At 66.7% G+C, this 23,461-nt stretch carries 16 protein-coding genes; 1 reads left to right on the top strand and 15 read right to left on the bottom strand.

The features are described from left to right. Window positions 1-61: 61 nt before the first annotated feature. Complete coding sequence (locus FO044_RS00660; RefSeq protein ID WP_132992775.1) at window positions 62-526, bottom strand: DUF2231 domain-containing protein; 465 nt, start codon at window positions 524-526, stop codon at window positions 62-64. 95 nt (window positions 527-621) lie between these two features. On the opposite strand from FO044_RS00660, the gene FO044_RS00655 reads away from it, so the two are divergent. Next, window positions 622-1,398 (top strand): TSUP family transporter, encoded by a 777-nt coding sequence (locus FO044_RS00655; protein WP_165943066.1) that lies wholly within the window; start codon window positions 622-624, stop codon window positions 1,396-1,398. Window positions 1,399-1,443: 45 nt separating this feature from the next. On the opposite strand, the gene FO044_RS00650 is transcribed toward FO044_RS00655, so the two are convergent. From FO044_RS00650 to glf, 14 genes are all read right to left on the bottom strand, one after another. After that, complete coding sequence (locus FO044_RS00650; protein ID WP_132993402.1) at window positions 1,444-1,764, bottom strand: putative quinol monooxygenase; 321 nt, start codon at window positions 1,762-1,764, stop codon at window positions 1,444-1,446. Window positions 1,765-1,849: 85 nt separating this feature from the next. Further along, entirely contained in the window at window positions 1,850-3,400 is a 1,551-nt protein-coding gene (locus FO044_RS00645; protein WP_132992774.1) for an acyl-CoA carboxylase subunit beta, read from the bottom strand. Window positions 3,401-3,416: 16 nt separating this feature from the next. Next, the gene (gene pks13 / locus FO044_RS00640) at window positions 3,417-8,798 is read right to left on the bottom strand and encodes a polyketide synthase Pks13 (protein ID WP_132992773.1); all 5,382 of its coding nucleotides are present in this window, start codon (window positions 8,796-8,798) and stop codon (window positions 3,417-3,419) included. An 85-nt stretch (window positions 8,799-8,883) separates the two neighbouring features. After that, a complete protein-coding gene (gene fadD32 / locus FO044_RS00635) occupies window positions 8,884-10,788 on the bottom strand; it encodes a long-chain-fatty-acid--AMP ligase FadD32 (RefSeq protein WP_132992772.1) in 1,905 nt (634 codons plus the stop codon). A gap of 114 nt (window positions 10,789-10,902) precedes the next feature. Further along, window positions 10,903-11,910 (bottom strand): LLM class F420-dependent oxidoreductase, encoded by a 1,008-nt coding sequence (locus FO044_RS00630; RefSeq protein ID WP_132992771.1) that lies wholly within the window; start codon window positions 11,908-11,910, stop codon window positions 10,903-10,905. A 136-nt stretch (window positions 11,911-12,046) separates the two neighbouring features. After that, a complete protein-coding gene (locus FO044_RS00625; RefSeq protein WP_132992770.1) occupies window positions 12,047-13,030 on the bottom strand; it encodes a cutinase family protein in 984 nt (327 codons plus the stop codon). 4 nt (window positions 13,031-13,034) lie between these two features. After that, the gene (locus FO044_RS00620; RefSeq protein ID WP_132992769.1) at window positions 13,035-13,598 is read right to left on the bottom strand and encodes a hypothetical protein; all 564 of its coding nucleotides are present in this window, start codon (window positions 13,596-13,598) and stop codon (window positions 13,035-13,037) included. A gap of 107 nt (window positions 13,599-13,705) precedes the next feature. Then, window positions 13,706-15,199, bottom strand: coding sequence for an alpha/beta hydrolase-fold protein (locus tag FO044_RS00615; RefSeq protein ID WP_186290565.1), 1,494 nt, complete (start codon window positions 15,197-15,199; stop codon window positions 13,706-13,708). Between the two features lie 275 nt (window positions 15,200-15,474). Continuing rightward, window positions 15,475-16,467 (bottom strand): alpha/beta hydrolase, encoded by a 993-nt coding sequence (locus FO044_RS00610; RefSeq protein ID WP_132992768.1) that lies wholly within the window; start codon window positions 16,465-16,467, stop codon window positions 15,475-15,477. Window positions 16,468-16,798: 331 nt separating this feature from the next. Then, the gene (locus FO044_RS00605) at window positions 16,799-18,847 is read right to left on the bottom strand and encodes an arabinofuranosyltransferase AftB family protein (RefSeq protein ID WP_235831385.1); all 2,049 of its coding nucleotides are present in this window, start codon (window positions 18,845-18,847) and stop codon (window positions 16,799-16,801) included. After that, a complete protein-coding gene (locus FO044_RS00600; RefSeq protein WP_132992767.1) occupies window positions 18,834-19,751 on the bottom strand; it encodes a decaprenyl-phosphate phosphoribosyltransferase in 918 nt (305 codons plus the stop codon). Before FO044_RS00600 ends, FO044_RS00605 begins: the two co-directional genes overlap by 14 nt. Window positions 19,752-19,767: 16 nt before the next feature. Further along, complete coding sequence (locus tag FO044_RS00595) at window positions 19,768-20,346, bottom strand: phosphatase PAP2 family protein (RefSeq protein WP_132992766.1); 579 nt, start codon at window positions 20,344-20,346, stop codon at window positions 19,768-19,770. Beyond that, window positions 20,327-22,228 (bottom strand): glycosyltransferase, encoded by a 1,902-nt coding sequence (locus FO044_RS00590; RefSeq protein ID WP_132992765.1) that lies wholly within the window; start codon window positions 22,226-22,228, stop codon window positions 20,327-20,329. The genes FO044_RS00595 and FO044_RS00590 overlap by 20 nt, the downstream gene beginning before the upstream one ends. Continuing rightward, window positions 22,229-23,428, bottom strand: coding sequence for a UDP-galactopyranose mutase (glf, locus tag FO044_RS00585; RefSeq protein ID WP_132992764.1), 1,200 nt, complete (start codon window positions 23,426-23,428; stop codon window positions 22,229-22,231). Window positions 23,429-23,461 lie beyond the last annotated feature (33 nt).

Raw genomic sequence — 23,461 nt, 5'->3', positions numbered from 1 at the left:
CACGCCCTCAGCAGTGAGTCTCGGCCGTATACGGGTTGGCCATGCGGCACGTGGCCGAGACTCAGCCCATGATGCCGTCCCAGACCGCATGGGAACCGGTGTCGCCGGCCTGGAACACCAGATACAGCGAAGCGATCGCCGCCGCGACCACCAGCACTCGGGCGATCACGTCCGCGACGGCCGGCAGCGGGACTCGCGCGGCGACGGACCGGGTCCCGAGCAGGTACAGCAGTGCGGTCGCGCCGAAGAGGCAGCCGATGCCGATGATGACCACGTCCCCCGCCTCGGTGTGCGTGGTGAGCGCTTCGGTCGGCGGCAGGTGCTCTTCGAGCCCCTCCCCCGCCGTGGTGGCGATGGGAGTCGCGATGAGAGCTATCAGGGAGATCACCGGCGTCACGATCCCGAGCTTGGTGCGCGCCCGCGGCCAGAGAGCCGCGACGATCGCGACCAGTGCCGCCACCGGTATCGCGACCACCACGAAGTGGACCATGAGGGGATGCAGTGGGAGTCCGTTCAGGGTGTCCATGGTCAGAATGTAGAGCCTCGTCCGAGCAGGCGCCCGGTAATCTCGCAGAGTCACCCGACCCGACGCATGCACGTCCTCGATCAAGGAGGAACCGAGTGGACCTGCCCTCCGCGCCGCTCCTGTCGCTCCTGATCGGCGGAGCAGCGGTGGCCGGCTGGATCGACGCCGTGGTGGGTGGCGGTGGGCTGGTGCTGATCCCGCTGATGCTGATGGTGTTCCCGTCTGCGCCTCCGGCGCTGGCTCTCGGCACCAACAAGCTCGCCGCGGTGTGGGGCACGGCGACGGCGGCCTGCATGTATCTGCGGTCCGTGTCCGTGGATCGACGGCTCGTCGCGGTGAGCATCCCGATCGCAGCGTGCTGTGCGGCTGTCGGCGCCCTAGCCGCCTCGGCGATCAGCTCGGACGTCATGCGGCCGTTCGTGATCGTGCTGATGGTCGGCGTCGGAGCCTTCGTCGCGTTCCGCCCCCAGTTCGGCTCCACCCGCGAATCGTCACTGCCGGTGTCGCGCACCCGATTCGGCGTCGCACTCGCGGTACTCGGGATCATCGGCCTGTACGACGGTGTGTTCGGTCCGGGCACCGGCATGTTCCTGATCATCACGCTGACCGCGCTGCTGCACCAGAGCTTCCTGCAGAGCGCCGCGATGGCCAAGGTGGCCAATACCGCCACCAATATCGGTGCGATAGCGGTGTTCGCCGCACAAGGCAACGTCTTCTGGCTGCTCGGCGCGATCCTCGCGGTCGCGAACGTCGCCGGATCGGTCGTCGGCTCCCGCTTGGTGCTGGGCCGCGGCACCGCGATCGTGCGCTATGCGCTGCTCGTAGTCGTGGTGGTGATGGCGGTCAAGCTGAGTATCGATCAGTTCGGCTGACCGGCCGGCGCTGCCCGGCGGCCGTCGGCTCTTACCAGCCGATCGTCACTCGACTTGGAGCTCGCCCATCGCGTCCCAGCCGTCGCCCTCGATCTGCCGGGAGATGATCTTCGGGGTCGCCGTGAGATGCGGCCGGATCGACTCCAGGCCCTTCGCGAAATGCGGGCTCGTCACGTGCGGGCCGGCGCCCTCGTCGGTGAACGCCTCGACCAGGACGAACTCGTTCGGGTCCTGAAGACTCCGCGACCACTCGAACCAGAGATTGCCCGGCTCGGCGCGCGTCGCAGCGGTGAACTCCGCAACGGCGTCCGGGAACTCGTCCACACTGGACGGCTTGACCGCGAACTTGACGACGATGAAGTACATGAACCCCGACCTCTCGATGTGAACTGCTGTCCTCACCAGTGTCCGGGTCGCGGCACCCGCCGCAACCCGTGGCACGCGATGGACCTCAGATGGGCATGAGGTAGTGCTTGCGCGGGCTCCGGAGAACTTGCTTGTCGCGGAGCTGAGCGAGTGCCCTGCGCAGGTGCAGCCGAGTCTCGGCGGGCTCGATGACGGCGTCGACGTAGCCGCGTTCGGCGGCCAGGTACGGCGTCGCCATCATGGCGTTGTAGAACGTGATGAAGTCCTGGCGCACCCGGTCGGCGTCTGCAGCGCTCAGGCCCTCGGTCTGCCTACGAGTCAGCACCGCAGCCGCCGACTCCGCACCCATGACGGCGATCTTCGCCGTCGGCCACGCGAAGTTGATGTCGGCACCGAGCTGCTTGGATCCCATCACCGCGTATGCTCCGCCGTAGGCCTTGCGCAGGACCACGGTCACCTTCGGCACGTCGGCCTCGACGTAGGCGTACAGGAACTTGCCCGAGCGGCGGATGGTGCCCTTCTGCTCCTCGCTGAGTCCCGGCAGGATGCCCGGGGTGTCGACGAGGAAGATCAGCGGGATGCTGTAGGCGTTGCAGATCCGGACGAATCGCGTCGCCTTCTCCGAGGAATCGGTGTCGATGGTGCCCGCCATGACACTCGGCTGGTTCGCGACAATGCCGACGCTGTGGCCGTCGACGCGCGCGAAGCCGGTCAGGATGTTCGGCGCGAACAACTCGCCGACCTCGTGGAACGCCCCATCATCGAACAATCGCATGATGATGTCGCGCATGTCGTAGCCCGCGTTGTCGTTGTCCGGCATGAACTCGTTGAGGGAGCGATCCGAATCGGTGATCTCGGGCTCCAGGCCGGGGTTGATCACCGGCGGCTGCTCGTGCGCACTCGACGGCATGTACTGCAGGTACTCGCGCACCCAGTCGAAGGCCGCCTTCTCGTCCTGCGCGACGTGGTGGATGTTGCCCCACCGTGCCTGGTTGTGGGCGCTGCCCAGGTCCTCGGCGGAGATGTCCTCACCGGTCGTCTGCTTGATGACGTCCGGTCCGGTGACGAACATGTAGCTCTTGTCCTCCACCGCCACCAGGACATCGGTGTTCGCCGGCGTGTACACGGCACCGCCCGCGCACTTGCCGAGGATCACCGACACCTGCGGCGACAGGCCCGAAAGGAGATCGTTTCGGCGACCCATCTCGGCGTACCACGCAAGCGAGGTGACGGCGTCCTGGATCCGAGCACCCGCCGAATCGTTGATGCCGACCATCGGACATCCGAGCTTGCCCGCCCACTCCATCAGTCCCGCGACCTTGCGGCCGAAGATCTCACCGACGGTGCCGCCCATGACGGTCTGGTCGTGGCTGAACGCGGCGACCGGCCGGCCGAAGACCAGCCCGTGACCGGTGACGACGCCGTCGCCGTACCCCGTCTCAGAGGCGCCCGGGGTCTTCGCGAGCGCACCGACCTCGACGAACGTGCCCTCGTCGAACAGCAGCTCGAGCCGCTTGCGCGGCGAGAGAATGCCCTTCTTGGTGCGCTTGGCGACGGCTTTCTCACCACCCGGCTCCTTCGCGAGCTCGAGCTTCTCACGCAGGTCGGTGAGCTTGTCGGCAGTCGTTTCGGTCACGCGATATCCCTTCGGATCACTTCTGCGAATTCACGTCGTTCATACGGCGTGCTAGGTCGGACGCGACCTTCGCGACATGGGGTTCGTCGACGATGCCCAAGTGGTCGCCGCCGATGTGCAGGATCTCCAGATCGTCGACGACCTCGCCCCAGCGACCGTCCTCGTCGATCTCGGCCCACTGCGGTTCCAGCTCGATGGCGCCGTCGTGCATCTTGTCGGCGCGGTACAGGACCACCTTGCCGTCGTAACGGGTCGGCTTGATCTCGGTGAGCGCACGATTGTCGATGAACGACGTCCGCTGGTGCTCGATGATGCCACCGGGGATCTTGGTGTCCGACATCGACATCATCTCCATGATGATGTCGAACTGGCCGCTGTCGTCGGCGTCCATGAGCCGATCCATCGGCACCGGGATGCTGTCGTCCAGACCGTAGGTCCGAACTGCGAACTCCTTCCAGCGCTCCAGACGGGCCCGCTTGTTCTCCGGGGTGTCCGGCACCTCCTTGCTCGGCCGGACCACGTCGATGAGCCCGACGAAGGCGACCTCCTCGCCCTCGGACAGGAGGACCTGCGCCGCACCGTAGGCGAGCGCGCCGCCCAGCGACCAGCCCACGAGCACGTACGGACCGTGCGGCTGCACCTCGCGAAGCTTCGGCATGTACTGCTCGACGCGCTCCTCGATGGTGCCCTCGACCCGGTCGAAACCGACGACCGGAAGATCCTGTGGGAGACGCTTCACCAGGGCTTCGTATGCCGAGGTGTTGCCACCCGCCGGGTGGAACACCAGCATGGGCACCGGATCGCCGGCGTGCGTGTCGAAGGTGTGCTTCGGCGTGCCGTCCTGCGTCGGCACCTGCAGGTAACGGACGAAACCGTCGATATCGGCGGCGTCGTCCATCTGCTGGCGGACGTAATCGGACATCTCCTCGATGGTCTCCGAATCGAGGATGTCCTCGAGGTCGACCTCGCCGCCCGTGCGCTCGTTGAGTCGCTCGGTCAGCTTCCCGGCCGTCTCCTCATCGAGGACCGGCAGCTTGTTGAAGATGCCGCCCGCAGACTTGCCGGTGACGACCGCATACGCACCGAAGGTGAGGCGTTCCGCTGCGTCGCGCGGCGGGACATCCGAACCGGTCGCGTCGGCGACGGCGGACTGGTTCGTGATGTCGGTCGGGGTCGGGGTGGACTCCGTCGCCGGCGCTGTGGTCGGAGCGGACGTCTCCTCGGTGAGGGCTTCGACCTCGGCTGCCTGCACGTGCGCGGCGCCCGCTGCCGGTGCGGCGGATCGCGCTGCGTCCGCAGCGGAAGGGGACGCCGTCTCAGCAGCGGGGTCGGCAGACCCCTCTGCGGGAGACTCCTCTGCGGCAGACTCCGCTGCGGGAGACTCCGCCTCCTTGGCGATCTGCTCGTCGATGTAGGCGTTGAGGGCGGCGGTGTCGAGTTCGCCCTCGCCCGCAGCACGGCTGTTTAGGTCCTCCAGCTGGTCACGGTGAGTGACGGCGAAGGCGACGAACTTCTCGATGTCCGACAGGTTCGCCTGGCGCATCGCCTGCAGCTGCAACTGCGGGATGTCGAATTCGTACTCGACGCGGTTCTTGATCCGGACCGCCATGAGCGAGTCGAGGCCGAGTTCGATCAGCGGGATCTCGCGTGGCAGGTCCTCCGGGTCGTAGCCCATCGACTCACCGACGATCACGGCGAGTCGGTCGCCGACCGACTGGCCGGACTCCGGATCCCACTTGCTGCCGATGTCGTCGATCACCTCATCCTCGACCACCACGGTGTCGTCACCGAAGGCGGACGGATCCATCGCGGCAGCACCTGCCGCACCTCCTGCCGCGACGCCTGCCGCCCCTGCCGCCGACTCCTCGCCGACTGCCTTCGCAGCCGGCGCGGTACCCGTGACGGCTGCCTCGAACAGCAGCGCGTGGCCGCCCTGCTGGTCCGCGTGAACGGTGATCGCACCGCCTCCGGGGTGGCGGGTGAACGTGGTCGTGACCGTGCCCTCGGACGGGATCGGCTGGACCGTCTCGGTGGCCGTCACTGCGGCGTCGGATCCGAGGATCTGCTTGGCTGCGGCCAGCACCAACGCGTTCGGATCGGTGACCGCACCCGCGTTGCACTCCCACACGTGGCGGCCGTCGGGCAGACCGACGTGCGCGCCCGGCGCGGTCCCCGCCCCCGAACCACTCGAGATCGATGCCGTGAGCCAGTACGGCTTCCGGTTGAAACGAGTGCGCGGAACCGGTGCGTACGACTGGTCGGGGCCGGTACCGAAGAGCGCGGCCACGTCCACCGGGTGCCCATGGACGTACAGCTTCATCAACGCGTTCACCAGGCCGTGGCTCTCGTCCTCCTTGCGGCGCAAGGTCTCGATGAGCTCGGCGTCGTGCACTCCGGCACCGAATGTGGTTGCGGCGACCGAGATGAGGACGGCCGGATTCGGCGACAGCTCGACGAACGTCCGGTGACCGTTCTCCACGGACTTCGAGATCGCCTGGGCGAACCAGACGCTGTGCCGCAGACCCTTGAGGAAGTAGTCGATGGTGTGAACCGGCTCGCCACCCGGGCGGTAGAAGACCTCGCGGTCCACCGAGCTGTAGAACCCGATCCGCGGGCGCTGCGCCTCGATGCCCGTCAACTCGTACGACAACTCGCCGAGCAGCGGGTCCATCTGCGACGTGTGACTGGCCCCCTTGGTCTGCAGCTTGCGGCCCAGCTTGCCCTCGGCCTCGGCGCGCTCGACGATCGCGTCGACCTGCGTCTCCGGTCCGCCGATCACGGTGTGGGTCGGCGCCGCGTACACGCAGATCTCCAGATCCGGGAAGTCGGCGAGCACGTCGTGGATGTCGTCGGCGCTGTACTCGACCAGCGCCATCAGCCGAATGTCGTCTCCGACGAGCATCGATTCGCCCTCGCCCATCAGTCGGGACCGCTGGCAGATCACGCGCGTCGCGTCCTCGAGCGACAGTCCGCCGCTGATGTAGGCGGCGGATGCCTCACCCATCGAATGCGGCACCAGCACGCCCGGCTCGGCACCGTAGTGGCGCATCGTATCGGCGAGCGCCACCTGGATCGTGTAGATGCCGATCTGCGCGGTCTCGATCGCATAGGTCTGCGCATCGTCCAAGAACATCTCGACCATCGAGTAGCCGAGTTCGTTCTGGATGATCGCGTCCACCCGGTCCGCGTACTTCGCGAACACCGGGTTCTCGGTGTACAGCTGCTTGGCCATCTTGCGGTGCTGCGAACCGAAGCCCGACAGCAACCAGACCGCCGAACCGGCGTCCGGGGTGTCGCAGGTATAGACGAACGGCAGGGCCTTTCCGTCGGCGACCGCTCGCACGCCCTTCACCGCGTCCTCATGCGTGCTCGCCATGACGACCGACCGCGTACGACCGTGGTTCCGGTGCGCCAGCGTGCGGCCGATGTCGACGAGCGATGTCTGCATGCCCTCGTCGCTCTCCAGCCACTCCAGCAGGTCGGCGGCAGCCTTGCGGCGCCGGGACGCGAGGAAACCGGAGATCACCAGCGGAACCACGGCGCCCGGTGCAGCCGCCGGCGCGAATCCGTCGGCCGGATCGGTCTCGGCCGCCGGTGCGGCGACGGGGGCCGTCGTGGACTGTGCGGCGAGCACGGCCCGCTCGGCCTCGGTGAGGAACTCCTCGTCATCGTCATCGAAGTCGTCTGCAGCGGCCGTCTGCGCCGCCTGCACGGGCTGGGCCGAGGCGTCAGCCGGATCGATGTGGTCCGACGGCAGCACCTCGCGGATCACGAGGTGCGCATTGGTTCCACCGAAACCGAATCCGGAGACGCCGGCGACGGCGTGACCCGCATAGCGCGGCCACGCGGTCGGCTCGGTGATCACGCGCAGATTGGTGGCGTCGAACTGGATGTACGGGTTGGCGCCGACGTAGTTCAGGGAGGCCGGCAGACGATCGTTCTCCAGCGACAGGACCACCTTGGCGAGCGCGCCTGCGCCCGCTGCGGACTCCATGTGCCCGAAGTTCGTCTTCGCCGAACCGAGGAGCATCGGCGCGTCCGAGGTACGTCCACGACCTACGACGCGGCCGAGTGCGTCGGCCTCGATCGGGTCGCCGAGCACCGTGCCGGTTCCGTGCGCCTCGACGTAGTCGACGGTGCGCGGATCCACGGCGGCATCGGCGTACGCCGACCGCAGTACCGCAACCTGCGCTTCCGGGTTGGGCGCGAAGATGCCGTTGGAACGGCCGTCGGAGTTGACCGCACTGCCCGCGACCACGGCGAGCACGGTGTCGCCATCGCGGCGAGCGTCGGACATGCGCTTGAGGACGAACACGCCGCCGCCCTCGGAGCGGATCATGCCGTCGGCATCCGACGAGAAGGCCTTGATCCGGCCGTTCGGCGCCATCGCACCGATCTGGTCGAAGCCCAGCGTGGCGGCCGGCGTGATCAGCATGTTGACGCCGCCAGCCACTGCAACGTCCGAGTCTCCGGACCGCAGGCTGCGGACGGCCTCATGGACCGCGACGAGCGACGACGAGCACGCGGTGTCGATCGCCATCGACGGACCGTGGAAATCGAAGAAGTAGGAGACGCGGTTCGCGATGATCGAGGTCGCGGTACCGGTCAGCGCGTAAGCGGCGGTCTCGCTGGCACCTTCGCCGAGGCCGAGGGTCGCGAGCATCTGATAGTCGTTGGTCGAGGTGCCCATGAAGACACCGACCTGACCGCCCCGCAGGTCGCTCGGCGGGATGTGCGAGTTCTCCAGCGCCTCCCACGTCAATTCCAGGGCGAGACGTTGCTGCGGATCGACCATCTCGACCTCGCGCGGGCTCATCTGGAAGAAGTCGGCGTCGAACCCCTTGACGTCGTCCAGATAGCCGCCCTGGACGTTCCGGGTCTCGATCAGCTCGGCCAGACGCGGGTCGTCCTTGAACTCGAGCCAACGGTCCGCGGGGAGATCCGAGATCCCGTCGACGCCGTCGATCAAGGCCTGCCACGTGGACTCGGGCGTCTGCCCGGCCTTCGGGAAGCGGGTCGACAGACCGACGATCGCGATGTCGTCGGCGTCGTCGCGCTCGCGCTCCCAGAAGCGGTCGTCCTCGGCGTCCACGCCCTCGTCCGGATCGCCCTCGATGATCCGGGTGGCCAGCGACGCGATCGTCGGATGGTTGTAGACGGCGGTCGCGTTGAGGATCACCCCGGTCTTGTCCTCGACGTCGGCCGCGAGCGCGACGGCGTCACGAGACGACAGCCCGAGTTCCTCCATCGGACGCTCGACGGGGATCTGCTCGGCCGACTGACCGGTGGCACTCGCGACCCACTCCCGCAGCCACTCACGCAACTCGTCGACGGTGAGGTCGCCGGCGGTCTCGCCTGCGGTGCCCTCGGGAGTATCGGTGGAATTGTTCTCAGACATCGGTAGCCAGCTTACTTCGCGGGTCGAGGGTGGGTAACAGACAAGCCCGGTACGTCACGTGAGACGTACCGGGCTTGCCCGATGCTCATTCTTTGGAATCCGGGAACGCGGTCTGCTGATAGCCGCCGCGAAGAGTGCCGTCAACGTATGCGGCCTTCGTCGCGCGACGGGCGATCTTGCCGCTCGACGTGCGCGGGATCGACCCCGCCGGGACCAGCAGCAGATCGCGGACCATCACGCCGTGGCGACCCGCGATGGCCGCACGGACCTTGTCCGCGACCTCCTGCGGATCGTTCTTCCGCCCCGGCCCGCGCTCGGCGACGATCACCAGCTGCTCGGACGCATCATCGGTGTCGTAGGTGAGCCCGCTGTGCCCGGCCTCGAAGACCTCGGCGGGCAACTGGTTGGCAGGCACCGCGAACGACGCGACGAAGCCGGGGCGCAGCGAGTCGCTGGCTTCCTGTGCGCTGAACTCGAGATCCTGCGGGTAATGGTTACGGCCGTCCACGATCACCAGGTCCTTGACCCGGCCGGTGATGTACAGCTCGTCCTCGAACCAGACGCCGTAGTCTCCGGTGCGCATCCACTCGGCATCCGCCGGAGCGTCCGCGGTGTGGCTGCCCGAGGCGAGCGGAGCGTCGATGGTGTTGTGGAAGGTCTCCTGCGTCTCGTCGACCTTGTTCCAGTAGCCCTTGCCGATGTTGAGACCGTGGAGCCAGATCTCACCGACATGTCCGTCGGGCTGCTCGGTGCGGGTCTCCGGGTCGACGATCGCCGCCCACTGGCTCAGTGCCACCTGGCCGCAGGACACCTGCGGGACGGCGCCCTCGGCGTCGGCGTCGACGGCCACGAAACGGCCCGCGTTGAGCTCCGCGCGATCCACGTAGTCGACCTTCGCCTCGTCGTCGCGCTGCGTGGCCGAGACGAACAGAGTGGCCTCGGCCATTCCGTAGCAGGGCTTGATCGCCTTCGGCGACAGACCGTACGGCTCGAATGCCTCGTTGAACTTGCGCATCGAGGAGACGGTGACCGGTTCGGATCCGTTGATCAGTCCGATCACATTCGACAGGTCGAGCGAGTCGCCCTCGCGCGGCAGGCCGCGCGCAGCGGCGTGCTCGTACGCGAAGTTCGGCGCGGCCGCGTAGGTCGGCGCCCGGTCGTCGTCGGCTGCGAGCTCGCGGATCCAACGGCCGGGGCGGCGGATGAACGCCTGCGGCGTCATGATCGTGACGTACTTGCCGCCGAGAGCCGGCAGGATCACCGTCAGGAGCCCCATGTCGTGGAACATGGGCAACCAGGTGACGCCGCGCGAATTGCGGTCGATCGAGATGCAGTCGTAGATCTGCAGGCAGTTCGCTGCGACGGCCTCGTAGGTGATCTCGACGCCGGCGGGCACACGGGTGGACCCCGACGTGTACTGCAGGTAGGCGACGGTGTCCCGGTTGTGGTCCTTGCCCGCGATCGGGGCGACCCACGATGCGCCGACCGAGTCCGGCACGGCATCGACGGCGATGACGCGCGGTCGATCCTTGGCGGGACGGTCCGAGAAGAAGTCACGGACCGCCTCGGCCGACTTGGTCGAGGTGAGGATCGCCGTCGGCTCGCAGTCCGCGAGGACGCCCACGAGGCGGTCGGTGTGACCGGGCTCGTCCGGACTGAACAGCGGCACGGCGACGTTGCTCGCGTACAGCGCGGCGAAGAAGCCGATCACGTACTCGAGGGACTGCGGCGCGAGGATCGCGACACGATCGCCCGGCTGGGTAACCTGCTGCAGGCGCGCGGCGACCGCGCGCAGGCGCTTGCCGAACTGTGCCCACGTCAGGTCGATCCGCTCGCCGTCGCGTTCGCGGCTGAAGTCGATGAATCGGTACGCGAGCGTGTCCGCATGGTCGCGGACGTTCGCCTCGACGTAGTCGACGAGCGTCGCGTCCTCCGTGAAATGGAGGTTGCCCGTCTCGTCGAGGAACTGCTCGAGTTCGGTATTCAGCATCCAATAACTCCTGTGTCCGCGCCTCGTTGCTGCGGTCCGTGTGCCATCATTTCGTGCTCGACCCACGACACCGCGACGGTGTCGGCCTCATCCCGCACGAAAACCTCGTTGATTCTACTCTCCCCGCAGAAGCGGAATAACAGGTGCGAACGCATCCATCTGCGTCGGGAACACACCCACGTAACTCATCGTGGTGCGTCGACGCACCTCGCGGATCTGCTCCGCGATCTCCTCGAACGTGCCGAACGCGAGATACGGCGACGACAGGATGTCGTCGACCGACAGTTCCACGTCGCGCGCGATGTTCGGCGGGTAGCCCTGCTCCAGAGCCTTCAATGCCATCTCGGCCGTCGCGACCCGGTCGTCGGTGACCACGATGGTCGCGATGGTCCAGTTGAGTTCGATCTCGTCGAAACGGTCACCAGCGGCCTCACGGATCCGCTCGACGCGTTCGGTCGTCTTCTCGATCGTCATGTCCGAGAGACGCAGCAGACCTTCCTTGGTCGAGCCGGTGGCCACCGAGATGATGTCCGCATGCTTGGCGGCGAGCGCCAGCATCTTCGGGCCACCGCCACCGACGGCGATCGGGGGACGCGGCCCCTGACGGGGACGCGGGGTGCCCTGCAGGGCGTTGATCTGGTAGAACTCGCCGTCGAAGTCGACGGTCTCCCCGCGCATGAGGCGATCCAGGATGGTCAGCGATTCGTCGAGACGACGGATGCGCTGGCCCGGAGTACCGAATTCGATACCGGCTTTGTCGAACTCGTCCTTCATCCATCCCGAGCCGATCCCCAGCTCGAGGCGACCCTTCGACAGCACGTCGATGGTGGTCGCCTCCTTGGCGAGGACAGCCGGGTGACGGAAACCGTTGGCCAGAACCGATGTCGCCAGGCGGATGGTGCTGGTGGCCTGGGAGAGAGCGCCGAGCGCGGCGAGCGGGCCGACCTGATTGCCGAGATGGTCCGGGATGGCGAACGTGTCGTACCCGTACTCCTCGGCCGTCTGGGCCAGCTTCACGAACTTGCGGGCGCCGCCCTCGTCCTTGTTGCCTTCGCCGCCGGCGCCGAAGCGGAACTTCCGCAATCCGTCCGCGTTGTGCGTCGACGAGTCTGGGGTGCTCACGTGGCGCGTCTCCTCATCTGCGTGTGCACGCCCCGACACGCGCCGAGGCCTCAACCTCGGAAGGCTACCGCAGGCACGGTGCCACTTCCCAACCGCGCGCGACCGATTTCGCCCGGTTCCGCCCCTCCGCGGTGGTTCAGTCGGCGTCCCTGATCAGAGAAGTCGACCAGCCCGACATCCACTGGGTGGCCGTCGCGCCACCGTCCGCCTGCCAGTACTTCGTCGTCGCGTACATCGCGTGCACCGGGTTGTTGGCGGCGTTCGCGAACTGGCCGATCGCCTTGATCGGACTGGTCACGGTCGGGGCGTCGCAGATCAGATCACCCTTGGCACAGATCGAGTAGACACGATCGCGCAGCACGCCGAACCCGCCGGACCGCGCACCGGTCATCGTGGTGCCGGGGATGATTCCGGAGAGACCGCCGAGCGAGACCTCAGCGCCGATCCCCTCCGGACTCGACCCCACATCGTGTTGCTCACCCGACTGCCTGCGGCCATCGGCGATGAGGCCGACACCGAGGACGAGATCCTGATCGTGCTTCTCGATCGGGCCGCGCCCGTTCGCGATGTCGGACGCGATATCGCCGGTGATCACCGCACCCTGCGAGAAGCCCATCAGGACGTACTTCGTGAGCGGGCAGTGATCGTAGGTCTTCTCGATCTCAGCGACCGCCCGGCGCTTGCCCTGTGCCCGAGACGAGTCGTAGGTGGCCTGCCGATCGCCGGGATTGGCCGGGTTACGGAACTTGGCCTTGTACGGCACCGTGTAGACCTCGGCCCGGTCCTTCGGGAACTGCTCCTGCAGATGCGAGGAGACCCGCAGCATCAGCGATCGTTTGTTGGCTGTCGGATCGAAGGGATCATCGTTCGCCTTCGACTCCCACGTACCCGGGACCACGAGCGCGAGGACATCCGGACAGTCGTCGGGCTGCGACGACGGCCGCTCCGGCGCACTGGAGGAAGGCGGTTCACCCGGCCCACCCGGCGGGGCGGGCTCCGGCTTGAGCCACTGCACCACGAGCACGACGACGAGCACGAGCGCGACGAACCCGAGGAGCGCGACGATGCCGACGAATTTGCCGATCCGGCCTATGCCACTCGACTTACGAGACTTGCTCACGCGGTCAGCAGAGGTTGCGATCCGCGGCGCGGATCACCTTGGTCGCCTTCGAGCTCGCCTCGGCGTCGCTCTCGGTCATCGGACCGATGGCGGCACGCACGAACGCGTTGACCATGGTGTTGTCAGTCTTCTGCTCGCGTGACTGGCATACGTAGGTGCCCATCGTCAGCGCGACGTTGTTATCGGTGTCGCCCTTGAACTCGACGTTCTGACGATCGAGGTCGGCGAGGTACGCCTTCTGCTTGTCGGTCAGCTTGACCCCCGACGGAGCAGGCACGTTGCCCGGGAAGTTGCGGGGCACCTTCGTGGAGCCGTTGGGCTTGGTCTCCGGCGCCGACTCCGACGCCTTCGACGCTCCCGCTTCCGCCTCCTCGGAGGATTCCGACGAGCTCGGCGCGGCCGAACTCGAGCTGCCGGTCGACGCGGACTGCTTCAGCGACGTGGTCGTGACCGACTCGGTCCCGATCGGCGCACTCGCAGTCGTGGAGTCGTTGCAACCGGCCAGCGCACCTGCCCCGAGGAGCAGTGCACCGACGGTCATCGCAACACGCAAGAACTTCGCACTCATGTCGGTGATCCTACCTTCACAGAAGGGCCGAATCCGCTTCTCACGGCGTCTACCAGCCGAAACCATGGGGAATCCTCAGGCATTGTTCAGACACCGCGTGCGCGAGGTCACTCGACTCGTGCTCCGGTCCTCGGCGACCACACGATCTTGCCGCGCTCGAAGGTGCTGTACTTCTCCCCATCTCGACCCGGACGCTCGTCGCTCGTCGGAAGTCCGAGTCGGGCCATCGCCGGCACGTAGACGCCGCCGATCGCACCGCCGACCACCTTGGGGCCCTTCGGACCGGTGAAGATCCGGCCGTTGCGGAAGTCCTGCGCCCGGCCACCCGGCACCGCGTACTCGGGTGTGAGGCAACCACCGAGGCCGCGCACCTGCGGCGCCTTCTTGAACGCGCCGCCGACCTTGCACTGCACCTTGTCACCTGCGATTCCGAGAGCACCGGCGACCTGCGGCCAGGCCTGGGTCATCTCGAACTCCCAGTACGGCCACGTGTGGGTGCCCGACGGGCGGTACACGGCCTGCCCGTTGATCCCGAGCTTGTTCAGCTTGGCCGCGAACTGCTGGCTGGTGACACGCGAGAGAACCTCGAGTCCCACTCCCGAGTAGTTGGTGGCGAGCAGCGGGATGTCGGACGGCTTGTCATGGGGACCGACCACACCGTTGCCCGACGAGATGTACAGACTGGTGCCCTTGAGCTCCTTCGCCAGGAGGTAGGGGTCGTGAGCCTTCCACGCCGGGTCGCTCGGCGGACCGAACATCTTGCGCGAGTCGTAGCCGCCGGCGTCGTTCACGGCGAACTGGATGGCCTGCGGCATGCCGTAGGACGTGAGCTGGAGGATGCCCGAGAACGAACCGGCGAACTTGTAGAAGCCGGGGTTGCGCGCGGCGAGCATCATCGCCGCCGAGCCGCCCATCGAAAGGCCTTCGACGCCGCGGACATCAGTGGAGCGCCAGTCGTTCTCGAGGATCGGCGGCAGTTCCTTCATCAGGAACGTCTCCCACTTGTAGTTCTTCCCCTTGTCGGGTTCTTTCCAGTCGGTGTAGAAGCTCGACTCGCCGCCGACGGGCAGCACGACGTTGACGTTCTTGTCGGCGTAGAACTGCTCGACGTTGGTATTGAGGAGCCAGCCGTTCTGGTCGTCCTGGGCACGCAGACCGTCGAGCATCGTCAACTGCGGGAACTTCTTCTCCGGCTTGGCGAACCAGTCTCGGGCCAGGAGCAGCTGGACCTGGATGTCGGTGTCCATCGCAGGCGAGTGAACCCAGAGCGCGACCCGGTGCGCCGAGTACCAGTTGACCTTCTTGACGGTGGCAGGGGGACCGGGGCGAGCAGCGGGCTTCTTGTCCCGCTTGTCGTCCTTCTTGTCCTTCTTATCTGCCTTCTTGTCCTTCTTCTTGTCCGACTTCTTGTCGTCCTTCTTGTCAGCCTTCTTATCCGACTTCTTGTCGGCGGGTTTCGGCGTGACGTGGGGTGCCACCTGAGTGTTCGGCGCAGGCGCGGGATCTGCGTACGCCGGTGCGGCGGAGAGCCCCGCCGTGGCGGCGACCGCAACCACCGCGAGTGCCTTGCGCAACGTTGCCGTCGTCTTCGGATTCTTCACTGCCTGCTCCTCGAGGTACCCCGGGTCAACTACTCCTGCACACACGAGAACGTGGGCGCCTGAGTGTTTTCTACACGGCTGCAACCGTGAAGTGTGCGCGCCACGCTGTGACGCGTGTGAATTGTGTGACTAATGGTGCTCGAAGGCGGTACGTGTTGGCAAGTCACAGGAACCACACCCGGCACATATGCAAGCCGTAGCCGAACCCAGACAACGAAAAACGAGGCGCCTCCCGTGTGTTCACGGGAGGCGCCTCGTTCGGCGGTGCGCTCAGGTCAGCGGAAGAATCCCTGACGCAGGGCGCTCCACACCATGTCCTGCCAGTAGCCCCACGTGTGGGTGCCGTTGGCGTAGTGCGTCATCGGGTTCACACCCTGCACGCGGGCGCTCACCTCGAAGGCCTTGGTCTGCGCGAAGGCCAGCATCTCCAGCGGAGTGCCCTTGAACAGGTCATCGACCGTGTTCTCCGGGCGGTTGTAGCGGCCGAACAGGCCGTTACCCGAACCGACGAAGACCTTCATGCCGTGCATCTTGTTGATGAGGCGGGCCGGGTCGTTGGCGGCCCAGCGCGGGCTCCACGGCGGCCCCCACATCGCGTCGACGTTCCACGGCTGCGGCTCGACGTCCAGGAGCGCCATCCGGAGTGCGGTGCGCATACCCGGAGCGGTCAGGAAGTTGTAACCCGACAGCGAGCCACCGGCGTAGTAGAGGTCGCGACGGTTCGCGGCGTGCGCCAGAGCGGCGTTACCACCCATGGACAGACCCATGATGGCGTACTTCTTGCCGAACTTGCCGCGGAAACCCGCGCTCTTCATCCACGGGACGACGCGCTTGTCGATGACGCAGCCCCAGCGGTAGCGCTCGCGCTGGCCGTTGAAGTTCGAGGGGGCGTTCCAGTCGGTGTAGAAGCTCGCGGGGCCGCCGACCGGCTCCACCACGTTGACGCCGTGGTTGACGAGGTTCTGGATGTTGGAGTTCTTCTCCCAGCCGCTCCGGTCGTACCCGGCGCGCATGCCGTCGAGCATGATCACCGAGCGACGGTTGCCGGGCTTCTTCCAGTAGCGGATCTTGACCTTGCCGTTGCCCGTCTTACCGAACGAACCGCCGGTGGGCATGCCGCAGGCGTCGACCCAGGCGGTTCGGCCTGCCGCCTCGGCGGTACCCGTACCGACCGAGACTCCCACGATGCTCACTGCGGTGACCACCGCGAGAAGGATCGCTGTGAGCCGACGGCTACCGGAGCGCCACACCCTCTTCGCTTCGCGCATTGCCTGAAATCTCCCTAACGTTGTTCCGGTGCCGAGGTGGAGCTTCCACCTGTGCGCCGCTTCCCGGCCAATGCCATCTCACGATCCACACACGCCCATCCGAGAACGGAATAGACGGAGTCTATCGGGAGAGGTGCACCATCCCAAACGCTGTGATGCGGATCACCCGTGTCGGTAATGGTGCAGCCTGCTCGTCCGTGCTGTGACCTCTCGGCCCTCAGCCCTTCCCAACTAATATCGACTGATCGAGGACGGACGTTACCGTTCTGAGATCAGTCTCGGCAACTCCTGGTCACAGGTGTCACTCAGATGAGTCTCAGGTCACTCTGGCTCACTTCACATGGAGCCCGGGCGGCATCTGCAGACCGCACCGCTGGATCTCGTACTTCGGGAAGCGCGAGATCCGGTATCCGTTCAGGTCGACGGCGTCACTCAGGTTCGCCTTGAAACGCGCGTAACTCCACGCATCCTGGTACGACGCGAACCGCTCCTGCGTCGCCGGACACTGCAACGCGGCCTTCGCCATCCGCACCTCGTCCGAGTCGACGAAGCCCGGAAGGCCCGGCCCTCGGGTGACGCCACCGCTCTCGGCGACCACCCACGCGCTCGACAGATTCTTGTCGTGCCCGATCCGGCCGTCCTTCAGGCGCTCTGTATGGGCCGCCAGCGGATACGCCAGACCCATCTGGTCGATCACCCGCACGTCCAGCGGCGCGTTCATACTGGTCATCCCCAGGTTCAGGAAATAGACCGAGACCTGGCGCGGCGTGTCGGGTGGAAGCTTGTCCGGCAGTGGTGCGACGTACCACTCGTCGTAGTTCGCGGACGACAGGATCACCCCGCCGGTGTCGCGGATCTCGTTGATCTTCTCGACCATCGCGCGCATCCGCGGGTACTCGAGGTAGTCATCGGCGGTCACCGGGTTCTCGTTCGCCATGTTGGCGACGTAGAAGCGACGCTCGTCGACGATGCCGCTGCGGCCGATGTCCATGCCCGCATTCGGCAGCACGGTCTGGTTGACGGCAGCGCCCCACCACACCGTGGCGCCCCATCCGACGATCACCGCGATTCCAGCGGCCAACCGGAGCCTGCCGCTGCGCGTGCGCACCGAGTCCGGTAGCGCCACCGGCACCACCATCACCGGGAGCAGCAGCACGAACAGCGGTGTCAGCAGGACGCGTCCGTGCATGAAGTCGCCGCCCTGACGCACCCAGTAGACGGCGAGGATCAGCCCGGACAACGCGATGGTGATCACCACCACCTTCGGCGTCTGCAGACCGTCGGAGAATGCGGCCCACCGGGCGCCGAACCCGCGGCGGCCCGACGGATGCGCTCCCGCGTCGGAGGCGTCGTCGGTCGACTCAGACTCGGATGCCGATTCAGCGATCTGTGCGCTCCGCCGATTCATCCGCCCGGCGACGGCCACGACGATCCCGAGCAGAACGGCCACGATGGCCGGCACCAGCAGCGTGTACGGGCCGAACAGGTTCCCCAGATACGCGAATCCCTGGTCCCATTTGGCACCGCTGGCATCCTTCGCGATGGCCGGGTTGGGAACCAGCACAGCGTAGTAGCCCATCCGGAAGATCTGATATCCGATCGGCAGTGCGCCGGCGACGACCACCATCGCGACTCGCATCTTCCAGCCGATTCGCGATGCGAACAGCACGAGCAGAACGAGGGCACCCAGGATCGCGCCTTCCGGGCGGACCAGCGGAGCCAGGCCGGCGGTGAACGCCAGCACGAGGAGTGCGAATCCCGAACCCGGGTCGGCGTTGTTGCCGCGTCGGCGCGTCCACGCCACCAACTGACACCACAGCACGGCGACCCAGAAGATCGTCAGCCCGTTCTCCAGTCCGGAGGTCGCGAAGTCGCGAGCGGGCGGGATCGCGATGTAGACGATCGCGCCGAACGGAAGCAGCAGTCCGACGCCGGCCCCGGTCACCCGGGTTCCGTAGAGGCGGGCGGTGCCGTACATCGCGATCGGAATCGCGGCGACCGACAGGGTGATCGCCAGCCACAACGCCACGTACTCGGTCTGCTCGGCCTTGGTCACCCACGAGAAGAACCAGACGAGGTAGGTCCAGGCGGTCGAGGTGTTCGCCTCGACACGCTCGCCCGCGTTGAACACCGGGCCGTTGCCCGCCAGCAGGTTGCGGACCGTCCGGAGGACGATCAGTCCGTCATCGGCGATCCACCGGCGCTGCCAGGCGCCGATGGCGAACAGCACGGTGACGGCGATGGCGCCGACGGAGAAGCTCGCGACCGGCGCGATGAAGCGCTTCTTTCCGGCCGGAGCGGTGACTCCGGACGCAGCTGCGCCGGAGGAAGCTGTGCCGGACGAAGCTGGGCCGGACGAACCGGGGTCAGACCGGGACATAGACGGCCACCGCGACGAGCACCACCCATGCGATCGCCAGCGCCTGCAGAATACGGTCGCCGAGCGCGATCTCCTCCGGCTCGCCCGCCTGACCGCCGTCGACGTCCACTGCGTACCGCAGGATGGCGACGGTGAACGGCACCATCGAGATCGCGTAGTAGACGTTCTCCGTGTGAGTGCCGTCGAACGCCCACAGTCCGTAACAGAGGACCACGGCCGTCGCCGACAGCGTCCAGACGAAACGGAGGTAGGTGGTCGTGTAGTACTGCAGCGACTTGCGGATCTTGGCGCCGGTGCGCTCCGCGAGCTGCAGTTCGGCGTAGCGCTTACCGGCCGCCATGAAGAGGGAGCCGAAAGCCATCACCAGCAGGAACCACTGCGAGAGCTCGATGTCCGCGGCCACACCACCGGCGATCGCCCGCAGCAGGAAGCCCGAGGAGACGATGCAGATGTCGATGACGGCCTGATGCTTCAGGCCGAAGCAGTAACCGAGCTGAATCGCCAGGTAGACCGCAATGGTGACCGCCGTCTGCCAGTTGGCGATCAGCGCCACTCCGATGGCCCCGGCACCCAGCACGATGGCGAGACCGAAAGCCAGATTGACCGGCACGACGCCTGCGGCGATCGGCCGGAAGCGCTTGGTCGGGTGCTGCCGGTCGGCCTCGACATCGAGCGCGTCGTTGATCAGGTAGATCGACGATGCGACCAGACAGAAGGCGACGAAGGCGAGGCCGACGTTGGCCATCTTGCCGCCATCGGTCAGCGCGTCCGTTCCCGCGGCCATCGGCGCTGCGAGCACCAGGACGTTCTTGACCCACTGACGCGGGCGGACGGCCTTGACCAGACCCGCTGCCAGATTCTTCGGCGGACCGACGACGTCGCGCTCGTTCGGCTCCTCGCTCATCTAAGTTCCTCGCTTCTCATTCGCCCGGGGCGGGCAGCGCTGCATCAGCGGCGACGACCGCGCCGGCCGTCAGGGCACCTACGAGAGCACCCGCGGCCACATCGGAAGGGTAGTGGACGCCGAGCACCAAACGTGAAACGAGCATAGGCGGAACCAGCGCAGCGGGCAGTGCGGCCGGATGCAGACCCGCCGCCCGGCCCAGGAGGATCGCCGCGGCCGTCGTCGACGTCGCGTGACTCGACGGGAAGCTCAGCCTGCTCGGCGTGCTCACCCCGACTCGGATGTCCGGGTGGCTCGGACGCCGACGCCGCACGATGCGTTTGATGACGACCGAAGCGGCGTGCGCGGTGAACGCACCTGCGCCGGCCTCCAGGTAGTGGCGCGTACTGGTCTCGTCGCCCCGGCGGTAGGACACGAGCGCGCCCGCACCCGCGAGAGCGAGCCAGCCGAGCGAATGCTCGCCGATGTGCGACAGCCCGCGGGCGGCGGGCAGCACGCCGGGACGATCGGCCAGGACGGACTGGATGGCTACGAGTCCGGCCGCTTCACCGGTAGCCGGTCCGACGACCGTCGTCTCAGTCGATTCCGAAGACACGCGCCCAACTCTCCTTGCTCGCCAGATCGTCGTGCGCGTCGCGGTACTCGACGCGCATGTCGTCGAAACGCTCGCGGAGTTCGCGCACCAGTGCGGCCGACTCGCGGCCCAGCGCCAGCATCTTCTCACGATCACGCTTGCGGTACACGACGCCGCGACCGTCGGCGGTGGTCACCGTGACTCCGTCGACGCGGCCGAGCGAGAACCAGCGGGCCTCGATGGGCGGGTAGTTCGCCTGCGGGACCTCGTGATGGCGCGGGTCGGCCGGTCGGGCGTTGTTCACGACCGCTGACACCAATGTCTTCACCTTGGCCAACGGGCTCGTCGGAATGGCGACGCCGTATCCGGTCGCCTCGCCCGTGGTCCGCGGAAGCTCGGTGGCCGACGGCAGCACCACGGCGTCCGGGTACTGCTTGCGGATCCCGGCGACCTTGCCGAGTGCGGTCGGCAGGATCGACCGGATGTGATCGGGGCCCGCGAGGAAGTCGCGGATCGCCTCGTTCTGGATGGCGACCGTCGAGTACTCGAGGCACAGCAGGTGCTTGGCGGTGGCCTTCGCCATCGATTTGAGGATGCCGTCGATGGGGCCATCGGTGTACATCGATGCGACGACCAGGCGATTGCGCAGGTGGAAGTACGCCTGCCAGTCGATGGCGTCATCCTTATCGCTCCACGCCATGTGCCAGATCGCGATACCCGGGACCGTTGCGGTCGGGTATCCGGCTCGAGCCGCACGCAGCGCGAACTCCCAGTCGTCCCATTTGATGAAGAGCGGAAGCGGGAGCCCGATCGTCTCGGCGACCTCACGCGGATACATGCACATCCACCAGCCGTTGCCCTCGACGTCGATCCGGCGGTGCAGATTCTTCGAGTTCTTCTTGTCGGTCAGCGGGTACTTCGCGAAGTTGTGGTCGTACTCGACGAACGGCGCCGCAGTCCACATGAAGCGGTTCCGGTCGATGACCTCGCCCATGCAGTGCAGGTGGCTGCGGTCCTGCAGGTTGAGCATCTGCCCGCCGACCAGCATCGGCGACTTGGCGAACCGGGACAGCGCGAGAGCACGCAGGATCGAGTCGGGCTCGATCATGATGTCGTCGTCCATGTACAGGATGTACGGGCTGTCGGTGAGGCGCAGCGCTTCGTAGAGGATGCGCGAGTAGCCACCCGAGCCACCCAGGTTCGGCTGGTCGAAGATGTGCAGACGGTCGCCGAGGGCGCCGGCGGCTTCGGTGTAACCCGACTCGTCGACGACCTTCTTGTTGCCCTGGTCGGGCATCAGCACGGCGTCGACCACTTCGTCGACCAACGGATCGGAGGTGAGGGCCGCGAGGGCGGCGACCGCGTCGGTCGGTCGGTTGAACGTCGGGATGCCGACGGTGACGCCCTTGCGACCGGCCGTCTCCGGCACGTCGACCTGTGCGTACCAGCCGGCCGAGAGGATCTCGGTCTCCGAGTCGGTCGTGACGTCGAACCAGATCCAGCCGCCGTCCTCGAACGGGCCGAGGTCGGTGGCGAGTTCGAGCGAACCGACGCCGGAATCCGGATCGGTCTGCACCAGATCGCCGCCGATGGCGATGCGCGAACCGTCGATCTTCGATCGGTACATGTCCACTCGCGCGGTGCCCTTGACCTCCACGCGCAGGACCACGGACTCGAGGATGCTCCAGCGACGCCAGTACGACGCCGGGAATGCGTTGAAGTAGGTCGCGAAACTGGCCTCCGAATCGGCACCGAGCTTGACGCTGGTCCGGCTGGGGGCGTGCGCGCGTCCGTCGTTGGCCTCGGCCTCGTTCAGGTACAGCGAACGCACATCGAGTGGTTCACCCGGACGCGGGAAGATGACCCGCTGCAGAAGGCTGACGGCGGTGGACTCGGTGCTCATCTACTCCGCTCCCGACGCCAGCGGCGCACCGTCGCTCAGGTGCGGCGCAAGCGTGTTGTCGAACATGGTCAGTGCACTGGCGATCGCCATGTGCATGTCGAGGTACTGGTAGGTGCCCAGGCGTCCGCCGAAGAGCACTCGGTTGTCGGCGGTCTCCGCTTTCGCGAGCTCCCGGTAAGCGGCGACGCGTTCCCGGTCGTCCGGAGTGTTGATCGGGTAGTAAGGCTCGTCGCCCTGCTCGGCGAAACGGCTGAACTCGCGCATGATGACCGTCTTGTCCGTCGGGTACTCCTTGCGCTCCGGGTGGAAGTGCCGGAACTCGTGGATGCGCGTGAACGGTACGTCGGCGTCGTTGTAGTTCATCACCGGCGTGCCCTGGTAATCACCTGTCGGGACCACCTCGGTCTCGAAATCGAGCGTGCGCCAGCCGAGCTCGCCCGCCGAGTAGTCGAAGTACCGGTCGATCGGGCCGGTGTAGACCACCGGAGCGTCGGGGTTGGCGGCACGCAGTTCGTCCCGAACGTCGAACCAGTCGGTGTTCAGGCGCACCTCGATGCGCTCGTCGGCCGCCATGTTCTCCAGCCACGCCGTGTAGCCGTTACGCGGCAGGCCCTCGTATTTGTCGTTGAAGTACCGGTTGTTGAAGTTGTAGCGGACCGGCAGTCGCGTGATGTTGCCTGCGGGCAGGTTCTTCGGGTCGGTCTGCCACTGCTTGGCCGTGTATCCCTTGAAGAAGGCCTCGTACAGCGGCCGACCGATCAGGCTGATCGCCTTCTCCTCGAAGTTCTCCGCGTCGTCACTGTCGATCTCGCCCGCCTGTTCGGCGATGAGCGCCCGCGCCTCGTCGGGCGTGCGGTACTTCCCGAAGAACTGGTTGATCAGTCCGAGTCCGACCGGCAGCGGGTACGACTGGCCTTCGTAGAGGCCGAAGACCCGGTGCTGGTAGCCGGTGAACTCGGTGAACTGGGTCACGTACTCCCAGACTCGTTCGTTGGAGGTGTGGAAGAGGTGCGCACCGTACTTGTGGACCTCGATGCCCGTCTCCGGCTCGGCTTCCGAGTACGCGTTGCCGCCGATGTGGTTCCGACGGTCGACGACGAGCACTCGCTTTCCGAGCTGGGTCGCTGCACGCTCCGCCACGGTCAGTCCGTAAAAGCCGGAACCCACGACGATCAGATCGTAATTGCTGTTGTCCGTCACAACAGGTCAGCCTATCGGACACAACCTGAGTAT

The sequence above is a fragment of the Gordonia zhaorongruii genome (assembly GCF_007559005.1).
Classification (GTDB): domain Bacteria; phylum Actinomycetota; class Actinomycetes; order Mycobacteriales; family Mycobacteriaceae; genus Gordonia; species Gordonia zhaorongruii.
The sequence above is the reverse complement of the archived record's forward strand: the minus strand, read 5'-3'. Positions and strand labels throughout refer to the sequence as shown.

Excerpts from the sequence above, each read along its gene's own strand:
- FO044_RS00660 (WP_132992775.1), bottom strand. The coding sequence starts at position 526 with ATGGACACCCTGAACGGACTCCCACTGCATCCCCTCATGGTCCACTTC.
- FO044_RS00620 (WP_132992769.1), bottom strand. The coding sequence starts at position 13,598 with ATGAGTGCGAAGTTCTTGCGTGTTGCGATGACCGTCGGTGCACTGCTC.
- FO044_RS00590 (WP_132992765.1), bottom strand. The coding sequence starts at position 22,228 with ATGAGCACCGAGTCCACCGCCGTCAGCCTTCTGCAGCGGGTCATCTTC.
- FO044_RS00600 (WP_132992767.1), bottom strand. The coding sequence starts at position 19,751 with ATGAGCGAGGAGCCGAACGAGCGCGACGTCGTCGGTCCGCCGAAGAAT.
- FO044_RS00605 (WP_235831385.1), bottom strand. The coding sequence starts at position 18,847 with ATGTCCCGGTCTGACCCCGGTTCGTCCGGCCCAGCTTCGTCCGGCACA.
- FO044_RS00650 (WP_132993402.1), bottom strand. The coding sequence starts at position 1,764 with ATGTACTTCATCGTCGTCAAGTTCGCGGTCAAGCCGTCCAGTGTGGAC.
- FO044_RS00610 (WP_132992768.1), bottom strand. The coding sequence starts at position 16,467 with ATGCGCGAAGCGAAGAGGGTGTGGCGCTCCGGTAGCCGTCGGCTCACA.
- pks13 (WP_132992773.1), bottom strand. The coding sequence starts at position 8,798 with ATGTCTGAGAACAATTCCACCGATACTCCCGAGGGCACCGCAGGCGAG.
- fadD32 (WP_132992772.1), bottom strand. The coding sequence starts at position 10,788 with ATGCTGAATACCGAACTCGAGCAGTTCCTCGACGAGACGGGCAACCTC.